The sequence below is a fragment of the Brachybacterium paraconglomeratum genome (genome assembly GCF_003994255.1).
In the GTDB taxonomy this organism is placed as follows: domain Bacteria; phylum Actinomycetota; class Actinomycetes; order Actinomycetales; family Dermabacteraceae; genus Brachybacterium; species Brachybacterium conglomeratum.
This window is the reverse complement of sequence record NZ_ML133852.1, coordinates 15,363-30,306: the sequence shown is the minus strand read 5'-3', so window position 1 is coordinate 30,306 and position 14,944 is coordinate 15,363. Positions and strand designations below refer to the sequence as shown.

The window sequence follows — 14,944 nt, the reverse complement described above, 5'->3', positions numbered from 1 at the left end:
GGGTAATCACTCCGGGCGGACCGAGCGTGACAGCAGGGCCGTGGTGACCTCGTCGATCCTCGCGCCGTGGTCCACGACCGCGACCACCGAGCGGGTGATCGGCATGTCGACCCCGTGGCGTGCGGCGATGTCCGCGACGGCGCGGGCCGTGGCGACGCCCTCGGCGGTCTGGCCCACCTCCGCCGCGGCCGCGGCGACGTCGAGCCCGCGGCCGAGCGCGAGACCGAGGCGGTGGTTGCGGCTGAGCGGCGAGGAGCAGGTCGCGACGAGGTCGCCCATGCCGGCGAGGCCCGGGAAGGTCTCGCGGCGCCCGCCGAGCGCGACGCCGAGACGGGTGATCTCCGCCAGTCCCCGCGTGATCAGGGAGGCGGTGGTGTTGTGGCCGTGGCCGAGCCCCGTCGCGGCGCCGACGGCGATCGCGATGACGTTTTTCACGGCCCCGGCGACCTCGACCCCGACCACGTCGGTCGAGGTGTAGGCGCGCAGGTAGGGCGCGGAGCACCAGGAGGCGAAGGTCTCGGCGAGGGCCTCCTCCGGGGCCGCGACGACGCTCGCGCAGGGGCGGCGCTCGGCGATCTCGCCGGAGAGGTTCGGGCCGGAGAGCACGCCCACGAGGGAGGGGTCCGCTCCCCCGGCCCGGGCGAGGATCTCGCTGATCCGGGCGTCGGTGCCGCGCTCGATGCCCTTGGTGAGGGAGAGCACCGGGACGGCGGGGAGGGCGGGCCAGGGGGCGAGGGTCGCGCGCATCGACTGGGCGGGGATCGCGACGACGACGCCGTCGGCGCCCTCGAGCGCGGCGGCGACATCGGCGGTGGCGCGGAGGGTCGCGGGGAGCTCGTGGTCGCCGAGATAGGCGCTGTTGCGGTGCTGCGTCCCGATCTCGCGGGCGACCTCCTCGCGGCGCGCCCAGAGGGTCACCTCGGCGCCGCCGTCGGCGAGGACCTGCGCGAAGGTGGTCCCCCAGCTGCCGGCGCCGAGGACGGTGAGGCGCGGGGCCCTGCGCGGCGCGCTCATCGTCGCGGCTCCGTCGGGGCGCGGAAGCCGGGATCGGTGCGGCCGATCTCGGGACGGTGGGCGTCCGTGCGCGGGTCGTGGAGGTGATCGGGCGGGGTGAGGCCGCGCAGCTCGCCGAGGAGGGCCGCGATGCGGGCCATGAGGTCCTCGGTGATGCGCAGAGCGGCCTCGTGCTCGGTCTCGCCTTCACCGATCGCGACCGTGTACGGCGCGCCGACGCGCATACGCACGCGTCGGCCCCGGCCGGGGCGCGGGAGCGGGGAGCCGACGGGCCACAGCCCCCGTCCGCCCCAGGTCGCGATCGGCAGCAGCGGCGCGCCGGTGCTGAGCGCGAGGCGGGCCGCGCCGAGCCGGGCCTGCATCGGCCAGAGCTCCGGATCGCGGGTGTAGGTGCCCTCGGGGAAGACCATCAGCAGCTCGCCCCGGCCGAGCGCCTCCCGGGCGGCGTCCAGGGCATCCCCGGAGCGGCTCGTGCCGCGCAGCACCGGGATCTGCCGGGCCGAGCGCAGCAGGGCGCCGAGCACCGGCACGCGGAACAGCGACTCCTTGGCCAGGAAGCGGGGCGCGATCCCGGAGGCCTGCAGGAGGTGCCCGTAGCCGAAGGGGTCGAAGGCGCTGAGATGGTTGCCGCAGGCGATCACGGCGCCGCTGGCCGGGAAGTTCTCGGTGCCCTGCCACTGCGGGCGGGAGAGCAGCCTGACCAGGGGCCGCAACGGGAGCTGCGCGAGGCCGATCACGAGCCCGGCACGACGGGCGGGATCGCGGGCGGTGCCCACGTCCCAGCTGCGCAGGAGCGGCATCAGCGCGTCGAGGACGGACCGCGACCCAGGGCGCGGCGGGAGACCTGGGAGGTGAGGGAGGCCGCGCGCCGGTCGCCGGACAGCGCCCGGCGGCGGATCGTCGTCGGCGCCCGACGGGCGAGCGTGTTCACGGCCGCGGCGTGCATCAGGCGGCGCGGCGCGAAGGCGAGCCGTCCCCGCACGGTCTTGTACTTCACCGCCGTGGTCACCTGCAGCAGCTCCCCGCCGGGCAGCAGCGCCACGCCGATGCGGACGGCGAGCTTGTCGTCGTCGTCCACGATGAGGGCCTCCGAGCCCACCACCTCGTCGGCCACGAACTCCTTCTGCGGCGGCGGGACCATGTCGAACAGACGCACCGCCTCGTCGCGCAGGGCGCGCAGGCCGCGGGAGCCGAGCGGGGTGTTCTCGTGGGCGAAGATCGCCTCGGCCCACACCCGCGGATCCGACTCCTCGACCCCGCCGGTCGGGACGATCACGACGTCGCAGTAGTCCGGGATCGGGATGTCCCGCAGGGCGAGGGAGCCGGCCGCGCCGGCGATCGGGGTGCCCCCGGTCCCGAGCTCCGCGCGCTCCTCGCTCACTCCTCCCCCTCCCAGTACTCGGCCCCGAGGGCGGTGAGCTTGTCGCGGAAGGACTCGTAGCCGCGGTCGATCAGGCCGATGCCGCGGATGGTGGAGACGCCCTCGGCGCCGAGCGCCGCGATGAGGTACGAGAAGCCGCCGCGCAGGTCCGGGACGGTGATGTCCGCGGCGTGCAGCGACATCGGGCCCGAGACGACCGCGGAGTGGTTGTAGTTGGAGCGGCCGAAGCGGCAGGAGGAGCCGCCGAGGCACTCGCGGTAGACCTGAATCCGGGCGCCCATGTCGTTGAGCGCGCGGGTGAAGCCCAGGCGGTTCTCGTAGACCGTCTCGTGGAGGATCGAGATGCCGTCGGCCTGGGTGAGGGCGACCACGAGCGGCTGCTGCCAGTCGGTCATGAAGCCGGGGTGCACGTCGGTCTCGAGCGCGATCGCCTTCAGCGGGGTGCCGGGGTGGTAGAAGCGGATGCCGTCCTCGCGGATCTCGATCCCGCCGCCGACCTTGCGGTAGATGTTCAGGAAGGTCGACATCGGCTTCTGCTGCGCTCCGCGCACGAAGACCGAGCCCTTGGTGACCAGCGCGGCGCAGGCCCAGGAGCCCGCCTCGATCCGGTCCGCGAGGGCGACGTGCTCGTAGCCGCCGAGCTCGTCGACGCCCTCGATGGTGATGGTGCGGTCGGTCTGCAGGGAGATGATCGCGCCCATCTTCTGCAGCACCGCGATGAGGTCCTCGATCTCCGGCTCGACCGCGGCGTTGACCAGCTCGGTGACGCCCTGGGCGCGCACCGCGGTGAGCAGCACCTGCTCGGTCGCGCCGACGCTCGGGTACTCGAGGTGGATCTTCGTGCCCTTCAGGCCGTTCGGCGCGGTGATGTGGATGCCCATCTCGCGCTTGTCGACGTGGGCGCCGAAGCTGCGCAGCACGTCGAGGTGGTAGTTGATAGGCCGGTCGCCGATCCGGCAGCCGCCGAGGTCGGGGATGATCGCCTCGCCCAGGCGGTGCAGCAGCGGGCCGCAGAACAGGATCGGGATGCGGGAGCTGCCGGCGTGGGCGTCGATGTCGGCCACGTGGGCCCGCTCGACGTTCGAGGGGTCCAGGCGCAGCTCACCGCCGGCGACATCGTGCTCGATCTTCACGCCGTGGATCGACAGCAGGTTCGAGACGATCCGGACGTCGGAGATGTCGGGGACGGAGCGGAGCACGCTCGGCGAGGTGCCCAGCAGCGCGGCGACCATCGCCTTGGAGACCAGGTTCTTGGCGCCGCGGACGGTGATCTCGCCGTCGAGCGGGCGCCCGCCGCGCACGTGGAATGTGGAGCTCATGGTGTCCTTGCCTGGGGGGACGGACGTCAGCACGCCCATATCTGACCGGCTCACCATACCGGAGCGGCCTGCCCGCCCCATGGGAGGGGTGGGCAGGCCGCGAGGGTGCAGGTGGTTCCTCAGTGCGTGTCGGCGGTGCGGGCCGGCAGCGTCTTCGGCATCCAGGAGGGGCGCTTCTGCTCGAAGGCGGTGATGTCCTCCTCGTGGCGGAGGGTGAGGCCGATGTCGTCCAGGCCCTCCATCAGGCGCCAGCGGGTGTAGTCGTCGATCTCGAAGCGGAACGTCGAGTCGCCCGCGCTGACCTGACGGTTCTCGAGGTCCACGGTCACCTCTGTGCCCGGGGTCTCCTCGAGGATCTTCCACAGCTGCTCGATGTCGTCCTGCGCGAGGATCCCGGCGACCAGGCCCTGCTTGCCGGAGTTGCCGCGGAAGATCTCCGCGAAGCGGGTCGAGAGCACCGCCTTGAAGCCGTAGTCGCGCAGCGCCCACACGGCGTGCTCGCGGGAGGAGCCGGTGCCGAAGTCGGGGCCGGCCACGAGCACGGAGCCCTGCGCGTAGGCGGGCTTGTTCAGCACGAACTCGGGGTCGTTGGTGCGCCAGGCGTGGAACAGGCCGTCGTCGAAGCCGGTCTTGGTGACGCGCTTGAGGTAGACGGCGGGGATGATCTGGTCGGTGTCGACGTTGCTGCGACGCAGCGGGACGCCGATGCCGGTGTGCGTGGTGAAGGCTTCCATGGCGGGGCTCCTCAGGCGTGGGTCAGCAGGTCGGACGGGGAGGACAGGGTGCCGCGCACAGCGGTGGCGGCGGCGACGACGGGCGAGACGAGGTGGGTGCGCCCGCCCTTGCCCTGCCGGCCCTCGAAGTTGCGGTTGGAGGTGGAGGCAGCCCGCTCGCCCGGGGCGAGCTGGTCGGGGTTCATGCCCAGGCACATCGAGCAGCCGGCCTGGCGCCACTCGGCGCCGAAGTCGAGGAACACCTTGTCCAGGCCCTCCTGCTCGGCCTGGAGGCGCACGCGGGCGGAGCCCGGCACGACCAGGACGCGCACGTCGGGGTGCTTGGTGCGGCCCTCGAGCACGGAGGCGAAGGCGCGCAGGTCCTCGATGCGGCCGTTGGTGCACGATCCCATGAAGACGGTGTCGACCTTGATGTCCTTCAGCGCCGTGCCGGGGACCAGGTCCATGTACTCCAGCGCCCGCTCGGCGGCGTAGCGGTCGGTCTCGTCGACGAAGTCCTCCGGGGCGGGGACCGCGGCGGACAGCGGCAGGCCCTGGCCGGGGTTGGTGCCCCAGGTGACGAAGGGCTCGAGCTCGTCGGCGTCGATGACGACCTCGGCGTCGAAGGTCGCGTCGTCGTCGGTGCGCAGCGTCCTCCAGTACTCCACGGCCTCGTCCCAGTCCTTCCCCTGCGGGGCGTGGGGACGGCCCTTGACGTACTCGAAGGTGGTCTCGTCGGGCGCGATCATGCCGGCGCGGGCACCGGCCTCGATGGACATGTTGCAGATCGTCATGCGGCCCTCCATGGAGAGCTCGCGGATCGCCTCGCCGCGGTACTCGAGCACGTAGCCCGCGCCGCCGCCGGTGCCGATCTTCGCGATCACGGCGAGGATGATGTCCTTCGCGGTGACGCCCGGCTTCAGGGAGCCGGTGACGGTGACCGCCATGGTCTTGAAGGGGGTCAGCGGCAGGGTCTGGGTGGCCAGCACGTGCTCCACCTCGGAGGTGCCGATGCCGAAGGCCAGCGCGCCGAAGGCGCCGTGGGTGGAGGTGTGCGAGTCGCCGCACACGACGGTGATGCCGGGCATGGTCAGGCCCAGCTGCGGTCCCACGACGTGGACGATGCCCTGATCCTTGTCACCGAGGGAGTGGATGCGCACGCCGAACTCCTCGGCGTTGCGGCGCAGCGTGTCGATCTGGGTGCGCGAGGTGATGTCCGCGATCGGCTTGTCGATGTCGATCGTGGGGGTGTTGTGGTCCTCGGTCGCGAGGGTCTGGTCGATGCGGCGGGGCTCGCGCCCCTCCTGGCGCAGGCCGTCGAAGGCCTGCGGGCTCGTGACCTCGTGCAGGAGCTGGAGGTCGATGTAGAGCAGATCCGGCTCGCCGTTCTCACCGCGGCGGACCACGTGATCCGCCCACACCTTCTCCGCGAGGGTCCCCGCCATGTCGATCCTTCCCTGCATCCTTCGTGGGGATGCGTGCTGATGCGCCGTCGCACCCGGTCTCGGGCGCTGCACTCATCGTGGGCGGGTCCACGATCCGATGCACTTGCGTCTCACTCAATAAGACGGCAATATCGGAGCATGGACAACACCCCGGAGGAGAACGGAAGCGGCGTCGGCGTGCTCGACAAGGCCGCCGTCGTGCTCGGCGCCCTCGAGGCCGGCCCTGCCACCCTCGCCCAGCTCGTGCAGTCGACGGGACTGGCCCGCCCCACCGCGCACCGCCTCGCGGTGGCGCTCGAGTACCACCATCTGGTGGCCCGTGACATGCAGGGCCGCTTCATCCTCGGTCCGCGCCTCGGCGAGCTCGCCGCGGCCGCCGGCGAGGACCGGCTACTGGCCTCGGCCGGGCCCGTGCTCGCGGCCCTGCGGGACCACACCGGGGAATCCGCGCAGCTCTACCGTCGCCAGGGCGACCACCGCATCTGCGTGGCCGCCGCCGAGCGGCCGATCGGCCTGCGCGACTCGGTCCCGCTCGGGGCGGCGCTGACGATGCGGGCGGGCTCCGCCGCGCAGATCCTGCTGGCCTGGGAGGAGCCGGACCGGCTCCACCGGGGTCTGCTCGGGGCGCGCTTCACCGCGACCCAGCTCTCGGCGGTGCGCCGTCGCGGCTGGGCGCAGTCGATCGGTGAGCGCGAGCCGGGCGTCGGCTCCGTCTCCGCGCCCGTGCGCGGGCCGAACGGGCGCGTGGTCGCGGCGCTGAGCATCTCCGGGCCGATCGAGCGGATCACCCGTCAGCCGGGCCGGCTCCATGCCCCGTCCGTGATGAGCTCGGCGAACCATCTCACCGAGCTGCTGCGCCGCGCCGGCGCCTGATCACCCGCGCCTCACTCCCGCTCGATCCACACGGGCGTGTTGGCGTAGCGCAGCACGTTCACGAGCTGGCGCGGCGCGGCGATCTTCCCGGAGCCGCCCTCGTCCCGCTCCCCCGCCACGACCATGACGCTCGCGTTCTCGCTGGCCTCGACCAGCTGCTTGGCGTTGTCGGAGGTCGCCACGGCCACGTCCTTCACGAAGACCGAGGGGTGGCTGAGCGCGATCCGCTGCGCCGTGGCGGCAAGGATCTCCTGGGCCTGCTCGGGCGAGGTGCCCGGCCGCACCACGAGGTGGATGTCCCGTCCGTAGGCCTCCGCGAGGTCGGCGGCGCGGGCCACCACCTCGGTCGAGGTCTCGTGGTGCACGAGGCCGACGGGGCCGTCGCCGTCGATGTTCCCCCGCACCACCACGACGGGGCAGTGGGCGCGGGCGGCGAGGGCGAGGCTCTTGGAGCCGACGATGAGGGTCATCAGCCGGCCCAGCCCCCGCCCGCCGAGGACCAGCAGGTCCGAGCCCTGGCTGGCGTGGACCAGGACCGGCACGGAATTGCCGTCGATCACCTCGGTGGTGATCTCGACCTCGGGGGCCCGCTCCCGCGCGAGCTCGGCGGCCTCGCGCAGCAGGGTGTCGGCCGCGCTGCGGAAGCCGGAGCCCGGCATCCCGGAGATCGGGTCGACGTTGACATCGAGCTCGGTCCACACGAAGGCGTGGACGAGATGGAGGGCGCCGCCGACGGTGACGGCATGGCGTGCGGCCCAGCGGACCGCCTGATCGGACTCGTCCGCGTCGAAGACGCCGACCGTGATCCTCGGAGCTTCTGTGTGCGTCATGTCACGACGATACTCTGTCGGAGCCGCCCGCCGACAGGACCTCGGACAGGACCTCGGAATGCAGAAGGAGCCGGCACCAGTGGTGCCGGCTCCTGCTCGTACCCCGTACCGGATTTGAACCGGTGTTACCGCCGTGAGAGGGCGACGTCCTGGGCCACTAGACGAACGGGGCGGGTGCGAGATCCGTGGATCTCGCCTCGTACCCCGTACCGGATTTGAACCGGTGTTACCGCCGTGAGAGGGCGACGTCCTAGGCCGCTAGACGAACGGGGCGCGGACCGCGCAGCGGATGATCGCTGCGAAGCGCTGGGGTACCAGGACTCGAACCTAGAATGACGGTACCAGAAACCGTTGTGTTGCCAATTACACCATACCCCATGGTGAGAAGCACTTTCCGCAGTCCTTCACGTTCCGTTCCCCGGTGGTTTCCGTGGACTTCCCGCGCTGTTCTGCGTGCCGTACCGAGTGAAGACTCTACCGGCTTCTCCCGCGGAGCACAAAGCGAGAGGGCCCTTTCGGGCTGTGAGGCTCGGCACGCTGTCCTGCCGGGCCCCACAGCCCTGCCGCTCAGGCCTCCGCCGCGAGGCGCTCGCGCAGGGCGCGCAGGCGCACGAGGCTCGAGGAGCGGCCCAGGAGCTCCATGGACTCGAACAGAGGCGGGGAGATGCGTCGGCCGGAGATCGCGGCGCGCAGCGGCCCGAAGGCGAGTCGGGGCTTGATGCCCATGTCGTCCACGATCGCGCCGCGCAGGGCGGGCTCGAGCGCCGCGGCCGTGAAGGCGTCCTCCGCGATCGCCTCGACCTCCAAGATCGCGCGGTCGAGCACCGCGACGGGGTTCTCGCCGAGCTTCTTGGTCGCGTCGTCCTGGACCACGAGGTCCTCGTCGGCCACGAAGAGGAAGCCCATCAGGTCGCTCGCCTCGCCGAGGAGGTTCATGCGGGTCTGCACCAGCGGCGCCGCGGCGACGACGAGGGCTCGCTGCTCCTCGGTGACGGCCTCGCCGAGCACTCCCCCGGACTGCAGGTACGGGATGAGCCGCTCGACGAAGGCGTCCTCGGGGAGCAGGCGGATGTGGTCGGCGTTGATGGCGGTGGCCTTCTTGAGGTCCACGCGCGCCGGGTTCGGGTTCACGTCGGAGGCGTCGAAGCGCTCGACGAGCTGCTCGCGGCTGAAGATGTCCTCGTCGGCGCTGAAGCCCCAGCCGAGCAGGGCGAGGTAGTTGACCATGCCCTCGGGGATGAAGCCCTGCTCCCGGTAGAGGAAGAGGTCCGCCTGCGGGTCGCGCTTGGAGAGCTTCTTGTTCCCCTCCCCCATCACGTAGGGGAGGTGGCCGAACTCGGGCACGCGCTCGGCGACGCCGATCTCGATCAGCGCCCGGTAGAGCGCGATCTGGCGCGGGGTGGAGGAGAGGATGTCCTCGCCGCGCAGCACATGGGTGATGCGCATGAGGGCGTCGTCCACGGGGTTGACCAGGGTGTAGAGCGGCTGGCCGTTCGCGCGCACGACGACGAAGTCGGGCGTGGAGCCGGCCTTGAAGGTGATCTCGCCGCGCACCATGTCGGTGAAAGTGATGTCCTCCTGCGGCATGCGCAGTCGCCAGGTGGGCTCGCGGCCCTCGGCGCGGAAGGCGGCCTTCTGCTCCTCGGTGAGGTCGCGGTCGTGGCCGTCGTAGCCGAGCTGCGGGTCGCGGCCGGCGGCGCGGTGGCGCTCGGCGATCTCCTCAGCGGTGGAGAAGGACTCGTAGATGTGCCCGGACTCCTTCAGCCTGGCGATCACGTCCTGGTAGATCTCGCCGCGCTGGGACTGGCGGTAGGGGCCGTCCGGGCCGCCGACCTCGACGCCCTCGTCCCAGTCGATGCCGAGCCAGCGCATGGCGTCCAGCAGCTGATGGTAGGACTCCTCGCTGTCGCGGGCGGCGTCGGTGTCCTCGATGCGGAAGACGAGCTTGCCGCCGTGGTGACGGGCGTGGGCCCAGTTGAACAGGGCGGTGCGCACCATGCCGACGTGCGGGGTGCCGGTGGGGCTGGGGCAGAAGCGGACGCGGACCTCATCGGGGGTCGAGGCAGCGGCGGGGGTGGTGGTCACGAAGGGTTCTCCCTGGAGGTTCGGGGGCGGGCTCAGCGGCGCACGAGGGGGTTGGACAGGGTCCCGATCCCCTCGATCTCGACGTCGATCCGGGCGCCGGGCTCGACGGTGCGGACGCCGGCGGGGGTGCCGGTGAGCACGATGTCGCCGGGCAGGAGGGTCACGACGGAGGAGATCTCGGCGATCAGCTCGGGCACGCCGCGCACCATGTCGGCCGTGGAGCCGGACTGGGCGGTCTCGTCGTCGACGCGGGAGGAGATCGCCAGTCCTGCGGCAGGATCGAGATCGGTCTCGATCCAGGGCCCGATCGGGCAGGAGGTGTCGAAGGCCTTGGCGCGGAACCACTGGTCCTCGGCGCGCTGGGAGTCCCGGGCTGTGAGGTCGTTCGCGCAGGTGTATCCCAGCACGTGGTCGGCGACCTGCTCGGGCGCGAGGTCCTTGGCCATCCGCTTGATGACCACGGCCAGCTCCGCCTCGAGGCTCACCTCCTGGCTGTAGGAGGGGACGACCACGGGGTCGCCGGGGCCGACGACGGCGGTGTTGGGCTTGAGGAAGTACAGGGCCTGGTCGGGCACCTCGTTGCCGAGCTCGGCGGCGTGGGCGGCGTAGTTCCGGCCGACGCACACCACCTTCGAGCGCGGGATGACGGGGGCGAGCAGCCGCACGTCCTCGAGCGGGAGGATCTTCCCGGTGGGGCGGATCTCTGTGTACAGGGGATCACCGGTGATGCCGTAGACCATGTCCTGGCCGTCCTTCTCCTGGACGATGCCGAACATGGGGTCTTCGCCGGTGGTGAATCGGGCGATGCGCATGCGCGCCAGTCTAGGCGCTCGCCTCGCCCGGCTCGGAGCGGGGGCGGCGGGATAGGCTCGCGCGCAGACGGACCGATCGCGCGACGGAGCGCGGGGAAGGCGGCAGACCGATGGATGTCGCAGGGAATGTCGCACTCGTGACCGGGGGCGCCTCGGGCCTGGGGCGCGCGACCGGGGAGGCACTGGCCGCGGCCGGCGCCCACCTGGTGCTCGTGGACCTGCCGGGCTCAGACGGCGAGGTCGTCGCCGGGCGACTCGGCGGCGGGGCGCGCTTCGTCGCGGCCGACGTGACCGACGAAGCGCAGGTACGGGAGGCCGTGGAGCTCGCTGTATCGCTCGGTCCGCTGCGAGTGGTCGTCAGCTGCGCCGGGATCGTGCAGGCGAAGCGGCTGGTGGGTCGCGACGGACTGATGCCGCTGGCGGGCTTCGAGCAGGTGGTGCGCGTGAACCTGCTGGGCACGGCGACGGTGATGGGCGTCGCCGCCGAGGCTATGCAGTCGGTGCCGCAGCTGGGCGAGGAGCGCGGGGTCGTCGTGAACACGGCGTCGGTGGCCGCCTTCGACGGGCAGATCGGGCAGACCGCCTATGCGGCCTCCAAGGGCGCCGTCGCCTCGCTCACGCTGCCCGCCGCCCGGGAGCTCGCCGCCTCGAGGATCCGGGTGATGGCGATCGCGCCGGGCACCTTCGAGACGCCGATGATGGCGGGGCTGTCCGAGGAGGTGCGCGACTCCCTCGCGGCGCAGGTCCCGCATCCGTGCCGGCTGGGCCGGCCCGCGGAGTACGCGGCGCTGGTGCGGCACATCGTGGAGAACCCGATGCTCAATGGCGAGGTGATCCGTCTCGACGGGGCGATCAGGATGGGTCCGCGATGAGCGGAGGGGAGCTGGTGCTGACCGCACAGCACGAGCATGTCCGTGTGCTGACGCTGCACCGCCCAGAGGCGCTGAACGCGGTCGACGACGCCCTCGCCACCGCGCTCGGCGACGCGGTCGCGGAGGCCGAGGCGGATCCGGCGACGCGGGTGATCGTGCTGACCGGGGCAGGCCGGGCGTTCTGCGCCGGGATGGACCTCAAGGCCTTCGCCCGCGGGGAGAGCGCCCACTCCCGCACCCGGCCCGAGCGGGGCTTCGCGGGGATCGTGGGGCATCTGGTCTCGGTGCCCGTGATCGCGGCGGTGAACGGTCCGGCCGTCGGACTCGGGGCGGAGCTGGTGCTCGCGAGCGACCTGGCGCTGATCGACCCGGCGGCGCATCTGGCGCTGCCCGAGGTGCGTCGCGGGCTGATCGCGGTGGCGGGCGGGGCGATGCGCCTCCCGCAGCAGGTGCCGCCCAAGCTCGCGCTCGAGAAGCTGCTGACCGGGGACCGGATCTCGCCGCAGGAGGCCCTGGAATGGGGGCTGGTCAATGCGGTCAGCGCGCCCGGCGCGGTGCTCGAGGAGGCGCTCCCGCTGGCGGAGCGGATCGCGTCGAACGCGCCGCTCGCGGTGCGGGCCACGAAGGATCTCGTGCACGTGACGGTGCACGAGGACAGCTGGGGGCGGGCGGCCTGGCGGCGGATCCGGGAGGCCCAGCAGCGCGTGTTCTCGAGCGAGGACGCCGCCGAGGGCGCGGCGGCCTTCGCCGAGAAGCGGGAGCCGCGGTGGGAGGGGCGGTGAGCCCCCTGCACGGCAGGGCGCTGCACCGTGGGCTGGACCCCGCCGCCGCACTCCCCTATGCTTGAATCCTCAAGCATTCAAGCGGGGAGCGCAGTCAGATGAGCATCGATCCTGGATCCATCACCTTCGGCCTGGACACCTTCGGGGACGTCACCGTGGACGGCGCAGGAGATCCCGTCGCGCCGGCGCAGGTGATCCGCGACATCGTCGCCCAGGGCGAGCTCGCCGACCAGGTGGGCATCGACCACTTCTCGATCGGCGAGCACCACCGGCCCGACTTCGCGGTCAGCGCGCCGGACATGGTGCTCGCCTCGCTCGCGCAGCGCACCGAACGGATCACGCTGGGGACCGCCGTGATCGTGCTCAGCTCCGACGACCCGCTGCGGGTGGTCGAGCGCTTCTCCACGCTGGACGCGCTCTCGCAGGGCCGGGCCGAGCTCACCGTGGGCCGAGGCTCCTTCACCGAGTCCTTCCCGCTGTTCGGCTTCGCGATGCAGGACTACGAGACCCTCTTCGAGGAGAAGCTCGACCTGCTGGTGACGGCGCTCGCCGGCGAGCCGATCACCTGGTCCGGCACCACCCGCGCGCCGCTGAAGCAGCAGTCGCTGCACCCCGCGCTGGAGCGGGAGCTGCCCACCTGGGTCGCCGTCGGCGGGAGCCCGAACTCGGTGATCCGCACCGCCCGCCACGGACTGCCGCTGATGCTCGCGATCATCGGCGGGCCCGCGCAGCGCTTCGCACCCTATGTCGACCTCTTCCACGAGGCGACCACGAAGCTCGGCGGGCAGCGCCGTCCCGTCGGCGTCCACTCCCCCGGGCACGTCGCCGCGACCGACGCCGCCGCGCGCGAGCAGCTCGCCACGCACTGGATCCACAACCGCAACGAGATCGGGCGCGAGCGCGGCTGGGGCCCCTCGGGCCTCGCCGAGTTCGAGGCGGAGGCGGATCACGGCGCGCTGTACGTCGGCTCCCCGGAGACCGTCGCGCAGAAGATCGCGCAGACGATCACCTCGCTCGGCATCGACCGCTTCGACCTCAAGTACGCCAGCGGCCCCATGCCACACGAGCAGCTGATGGAGTCGATCCGGCTCTACGGCACCGAGGTGATCCCGCGGGTGCGGGAGCTGCTGGCCGAGGCGCAGGCCCCCGAGGGATCGGCCTTCGACGAGGTCTGAGAACCTCTCCCCTTCGCCCCTCGCCGCGCCTCACCGGAGCAGGAAGGCACGGATGCGCAGCTCGGCCTCCTCCCGGGTGATGCCGCCCAGGAGGTCGCGCCCGAGCGGGCTCTCGTTCGTGGGATCGGGGCCGATCAGCGGGCGGAGGTCGCCGCGAGAGTGCACGAGGACCGACACGGGGCCCGCCGTCTCGTAGCCCGGCAGCGCGCTCGCGAGGCGGCCCGGGTAGACCGTGCGATAGGCCTCGTCCCCGAGGTGATCGAGGATGTCGAGGACGTCCTCCTCGGCCAGGGACACCCATGGCGAGTACTCCATGCGGCGCTCGGGGTCGTCGCGGATCGGCACGTGCATCGACACCCGCACGTACTGCTCGGCCCCCTCGGGGCGCTCGATCCAGCACAGGTCGTCGGTGATCTCGGCGTCACGGAGCTCGTGCGGGGCGAGCCGGAGCACGAGGTCCGGGACCGCGAAGGACAGCACCGGCCAGGGCCGGTCCCTGGTGCCGTCAGTGCCGAGGTGGGTCGCCGCGCAGGCGCGGCAGTCGAAGTCGATGCCGGACATCGGGGGGCTCCTTTCAGGGGCGATGTCCCGGAACGCTACGGGCGGCTCTGCGCCCGCACACCTGCCCTGCGCGCGATGTGGACGGCGGGGCGTTGGGGAGGAAGCACTGCTCGACCTGCCGACGCCGACGGCGTCCTGGACGAGGGGCGAGCCAGCTCCAGGTCACCTCGCCGTGCCACGTACTCTGCTCCCATGACCGATCGGGGGATCACCATGACCGAGAGCGCGGACTCGACCAGCACCACTCGTGAGCGACGCATCGCGACCGCGGCCGCCGCGCTGGCGCGGCACGCTGATCCCGGCCCCACGGCGCTGGGCAGCCTGACCGACGAGCAGCTGGTGGTGCTGCACGGGGCAGGGGATCCTCCGGCGCTGCTCACACCGTGGCTCGACCGATCGGCGGGAAGCGATGCCGAGCGTGAGCTGCTCCTGTCCTCCGCGGTGCGCGGCCAGCTCGCGAGCGGCGGCGTGGCGCCGGAGCGCACGCTCGCGTCAGTCGAGGGCCGCGAACCGGTGGGCGATCCCGACGACCTCCTGCCCGCCGCGCTGCCGGCCGGGATCGTGGGGCGTCGGGTCTACTCGCGGCGACGCGTGACCCTGAACGACCTCGACGACCCGGCGCGCGGCGCGGTGCAGGCCTTCGCCGACCTCGACGGGTCGGTGATGCAGGAGCAGATCTCCGCCAACGGGATCCACCACTTCACGATGAGCACGGCCGACAGCGCCGCCCGGGTCCAGGCTCTCTGGATGCTGGGCGACCCGGAGCTCGACGGCGCACCGGTCGGCGAGGCCGCCCAGGAAGTCCGCTCCGGGACCTTCGAGGAGCTCCTCGCCGACAGTGATCTCGGGGCGATCCTCGCCTCCCCCGTCCGGCGGGTGCAGATCCTCGTCGAGGACCGCGCGGAGGGAGAACGTCGGATGCTCTGGGTGGTGCACGACGGCAGCTCCCCGGTAGCGCTCCAGCCCGCGGACCCGACGTCGGAGGACCAGTCCCTGGAGCTCTCCGTGCTCGATGCCGTGCGGGTGGGTCGCGACGACCTGCGTGCCCAGCTCGTGGAGTTCCTCAGCGCGGACTGATCCGA

At 72.2% G+C, this 14,944-nt stretch carries 15 protein-coding genes and 3 tRNA genes; 5 read left to right on the top strand and 13 right to left on the bottom strand.

Features of this window, described 5'->3' with window-relative positions; all coding sequences use genetic code 11:
- Positions 1–6: 6 nt before the first annotated feature.
- The 6 genes from DS079_RS04235 to leuC form a co-directional block, all read right to left on the bottom strand.
- Positions 7–1,014: an NAD(P)H-dependent glycerol-3-phosphate dehydrogenase gene (locus DS079_RS04235; RefSeq protein WP_126985168.1), complete on the bottom strand. Its 1,008-nt coding sequence runs from the start codon at positions 1,012–1,014 to the stop codon at positions 7–9.
- Positions 1,011–1,814, bottom strand: coding sequence for a lysophospholipid acyltransferase family protein (locus DS079_RS04230; RefSeq protein ID WP_164736104.1), 804 nt, complete (start codon positions 1,812–1,814; stop codon positions 1,011–1,013). The genes DS079_RS04235 and DS079_RS04230 overlap by 4 nt, the downstream gene beginning before the upstream one ends.
- A complete protein-coding gene (locus DS079_RS04225) occupies positions 1,814–2,395 on the bottom strand; it encodes a DUF2867 domain-containing protein (protein WP_010552249.1) in 582 nt (193 codons plus the stop codon). Before DS079_RS04225 ends, DS079_RS04230 begins: the two co-directional genes overlap by 1 nt.
- A complete protein-coding gene (gene murA / locus DS079_RS04220) occupies positions 2,392–3,714 on the bottom strand; it encodes a UDP-N-acetylglucosamine 1-carboxyvinyltransferase (RefSeq protein WP_126985166.1) in 1,323 nt (440 codons plus the stop codon). Before murA ends, DS079_RS04225 begins: the two co-directional genes overlap by 4 nt.
- A 119-nt stretch (positions 3,715–3,833) precedes the next feature.
- Positions 3,834–4,448: a 3-isopropylmalate dehydratase small subunit gene (gene leuD, locus DS079_RS04215; protein WP_010552251.1), complete on the bottom strand. Its 615-nt coding sequence runs from the start codon at positions 4,446–4,448 to the stop codon at positions 3,834–3,836.
- Positions 4,449–4,459: 11 nt separating this feature from the next.
- On the bottom strand, positions 4,460–5,872 hold the full coding sequence (leuC, locus tag DS079_RS04210) for a 3-isopropylmalate dehydratase large subunit (protein WP_126985164.1): 1,413 nt from the start codon (positions 5,870–5,872) through the stop codon (positions 4,460–4,462).
- Between the two features lie 138 nt (positions 5,873–6,010).
- On the opposite strand from leuC, the gene DS079_RS04205 reads away from it, so the two are divergent.
- Positions 6,011–6,745 carry an IclR family transcriptional regulator gene (locus DS079_RS04205; RefSeq protein WP_010552253.1) on the top strand — a complete coding sequence of 245 codons (735 nt, stop codon included), beginning with the start codon at positions 6,011–6,013 and terminating at the stop codon, positions 6,743–6,745.
- Positions 6,746–6,756: 11 nt separating this feature from the next.
- Here the strand turns inward: DS079_RS04205 and DS079_RS04200 are convergent, their stop codons facing one another.
- From DS079_RS04200 to DS079_RS04175, 6 genes are all read right to left on the bottom strand, one after another.
- A complete protein-coding gene (locus tag DS079_RS04200) occupies positions 6,757–7,575 on the bottom strand; it encodes a universal stress protein (RefSeq protein WP_126985162.1) in 819 nt (272 codons plus the stop codon).
- Between the two features lie 99 nt (positions 7,576–7,674).
- Positions 7,675–7,747 (bottom strand) — tRNA-Glu (locus tag DS079_RS04195).
- A gap of 28 nt (positions 7,748–7,775) precedes the next feature.
- Positions 7,776–7,848, bottom strand: a tRNA-Glu gene (locus DS079_RS04190).
- 33 nt (positions 7,849–7,881) lie between these two features.
- Positions 7,882–7,953: transfer RNA gene (locus DS079_RS04185), tRNA-Gln, on the bottom strand.
- 189 nt (positions 7,954–8,142) lie between these two features.
- Positions 8,143–9,660 carry a glutamate--tRNA ligase gene (gene gltX, locus DS079_RS04180; protein WP_126985160.1) on the bottom strand — a complete coding sequence of 506 codons (1,518 nt, stop codon included), beginning with the start codon at positions 9,658–9,660 and terminating at the stop codon, positions 8,143–8,145.
- Positions 9,661–9,692: 32 nt separating this feature from the next.
- Positions 9,693–10,472, bottom strand: coding sequence for a fumarylacetoacetate hydrolase family protein (locus DS079_RS04175; protein WP_053916783.1), 780 nt, complete (start codon positions 10,470–10,472; stop codon positions 9,693–9,695).
- 110 nt (positions 10,473–10,582) lie between these two features.
- Here DS079_RS04175 and DS079_RS04170 point away from each other — a divergent pair, with 110 nt between their 5' ends.
- The 3 genes from DS079_RS04170 (at position 10,583) to DS079_RS04160 (ending at position 13,301) form a co-directional block, all read left to right on the top strand.
- The gene (locus DS079_RS04170) at positions 10,583–11,344 is read left to right on the top strand and encodes an SDR family NAD(P)-dependent oxidoreductase (protein ID WP_126985158.1); all 762 of its coding nucleotides are present in this window, start codon (positions 10,583–10,585) and stop codon (positions 11,342–11,344) included.
- Positions 11,341–12,126: an enoyl-CoA hydratase-related protein gene (locus tag DS079_RS04165; protein ID WP_126985156.1), complete on the top strand. Its 786-nt coding sequence runs from the start codon at positions 11,341–11,343 to the stop codon at positions 12,124–12,126. Before DS079_RS04170 ends, DS079_RS04165 begins: the two co-directional genes overlap by 4 nt.
- Before the next feature lie 98 nt (positions 12,127–12,224).
- Positions 12,225–13,301, top strand: coding sequence for an Atu2307/SP_0267 family LLM class monooxygenase (locus DS079_RS04160; RefSeq protein WP_126985155.1), 1,077 nt, complete (start codon positions 12,225–12,227; stop codon positions 13,299–13,301).
- A 30-nt stretch (positions 13,302–13,331) separates the two neighbouring features.
- Here the strand turns inward: DS079_RS04160 and DS079_RS04155 are convergent, their stop codons facing one another.
- Positions 13,332–13,862 (bottom strand): DUF2199 domain-containing protein, encoded by a 531-nt coding sequence (locus DS079_RS04155; protein ID WP_126985153.1) that lies wholly within the window; start codon positions 13,860–13,862, stop codon positions 13,332–13,334.
- Positions 13,863–14,054: 192 nt separating this feature from the next.
- On the opposite strand from DS079_RS04155, the gene DS079_RS04150 reads away from it, so the two are divergent.
- Positions 14,055–14,939, top strand: coding sequence for a hypothetical protein (locus tag DS079_RS04150; protein ID WP_126985151.1), 885 nt, complete (start codon positions 14,055–14,057; stop codon positions 14,937–14,939).
- Positions 14,940–14,944 lie beyond the last annotated feature (5 nt).

Excerpts from the sequence above, each read along its gene's own strand:
- DS079_RS04235 (WP_126985168.1), bottom strand. The coding sequence starts at position 1,014 with ATGAGCGCGCCGCGCAGGGCCCCGCGCCTCACCGTCCTCGGCGCCGGC.
- DS079_RS04230 (WP_164736104.1), bottom strand. The coding sequence starts at position 1,814 with ATGCCGCTCCTGCGCAGCTGGGACGTGGGCACCGCCCGCGATCCCGCC.
- murA (WP_126985166.1), bottom strand. The coding sequence starts at position 3,714 with ATGAGCTCCACATTCCACGTGCGCGGCGGGCGCCCGCTCGACGGCGAG.
- leuD (WP_010552251.1), bottom strand. The coding sequence starts at position 4,448 with ATGGAAGCCTTCACCACGCACACCGGCATCGGCGTCCCGCTGCGTCGC.
- leuC (WP_126985164.1), bottom strand. The coding sequence starts at position 5,872 with ATGGCGGGGACCCTCGCGGAGAAGGTGTGGGCGGATCACGTGGTCCGC.
- DS079_RS04205 (WP_010552253.1), top strand. The coding sequence starts at position 6,011 with ATGGACAACACCCCGGAGGAGAACGGAAGCGGCGTCGGCGTGCTCGAC.
- DS079_RS04200 (WP_126985162.1), bottom strand. The coding sequence starts at position 7,575 with ATGACGCACACAGAAGCTCCGAGGATCACGGTCGGCGTCTTCGACGCG.
- DS079_RS04175 (WP_053916783.1), bottom strand. The coding sequence starts at position 10,472 with ATGCGCATCGCCCGATTCACCACCGGCGAAGACCCCATGTTCGGCATC.
- DS079_RS04170 (WP_126985158.1), top strand. The coding sequence starts at position 10,583 with ATGGATGTCGCAGGGAATGTCGCACTCGTGACCGGGGGCGCCTCGGGC.
- DS079_RS04165 (WP_126985156.1), top strand. The coding sequence starts at position 11,341 with ATGAGCGGAGGGGAGCTGGTGCTGACCGCACAGCACGAGCATGTCCGT.
- DS079_RS04160 (WP_126985155.1), top strand. The coding sequence starts at position 12,225 with ATGAGCATCGATCCTGGATCCATCACCTTCGGCCTGGACACCTTCGGG.
- DS079_RS04155 (WP_126985153.1), bottom strand. The coding sequence starts at position 13,862 with ATGTCCGGCATCGACTTCGACTGCCGCGCCTGCGCGGCGACCCACCTC.
- DS079_RS04150 (WP_126985151.1), top strand. The coding sequence starts at position 14,055 with ATGACCGATCGGGGGATCACCATGACCGAGAGCGCGGACTCGACCAGC.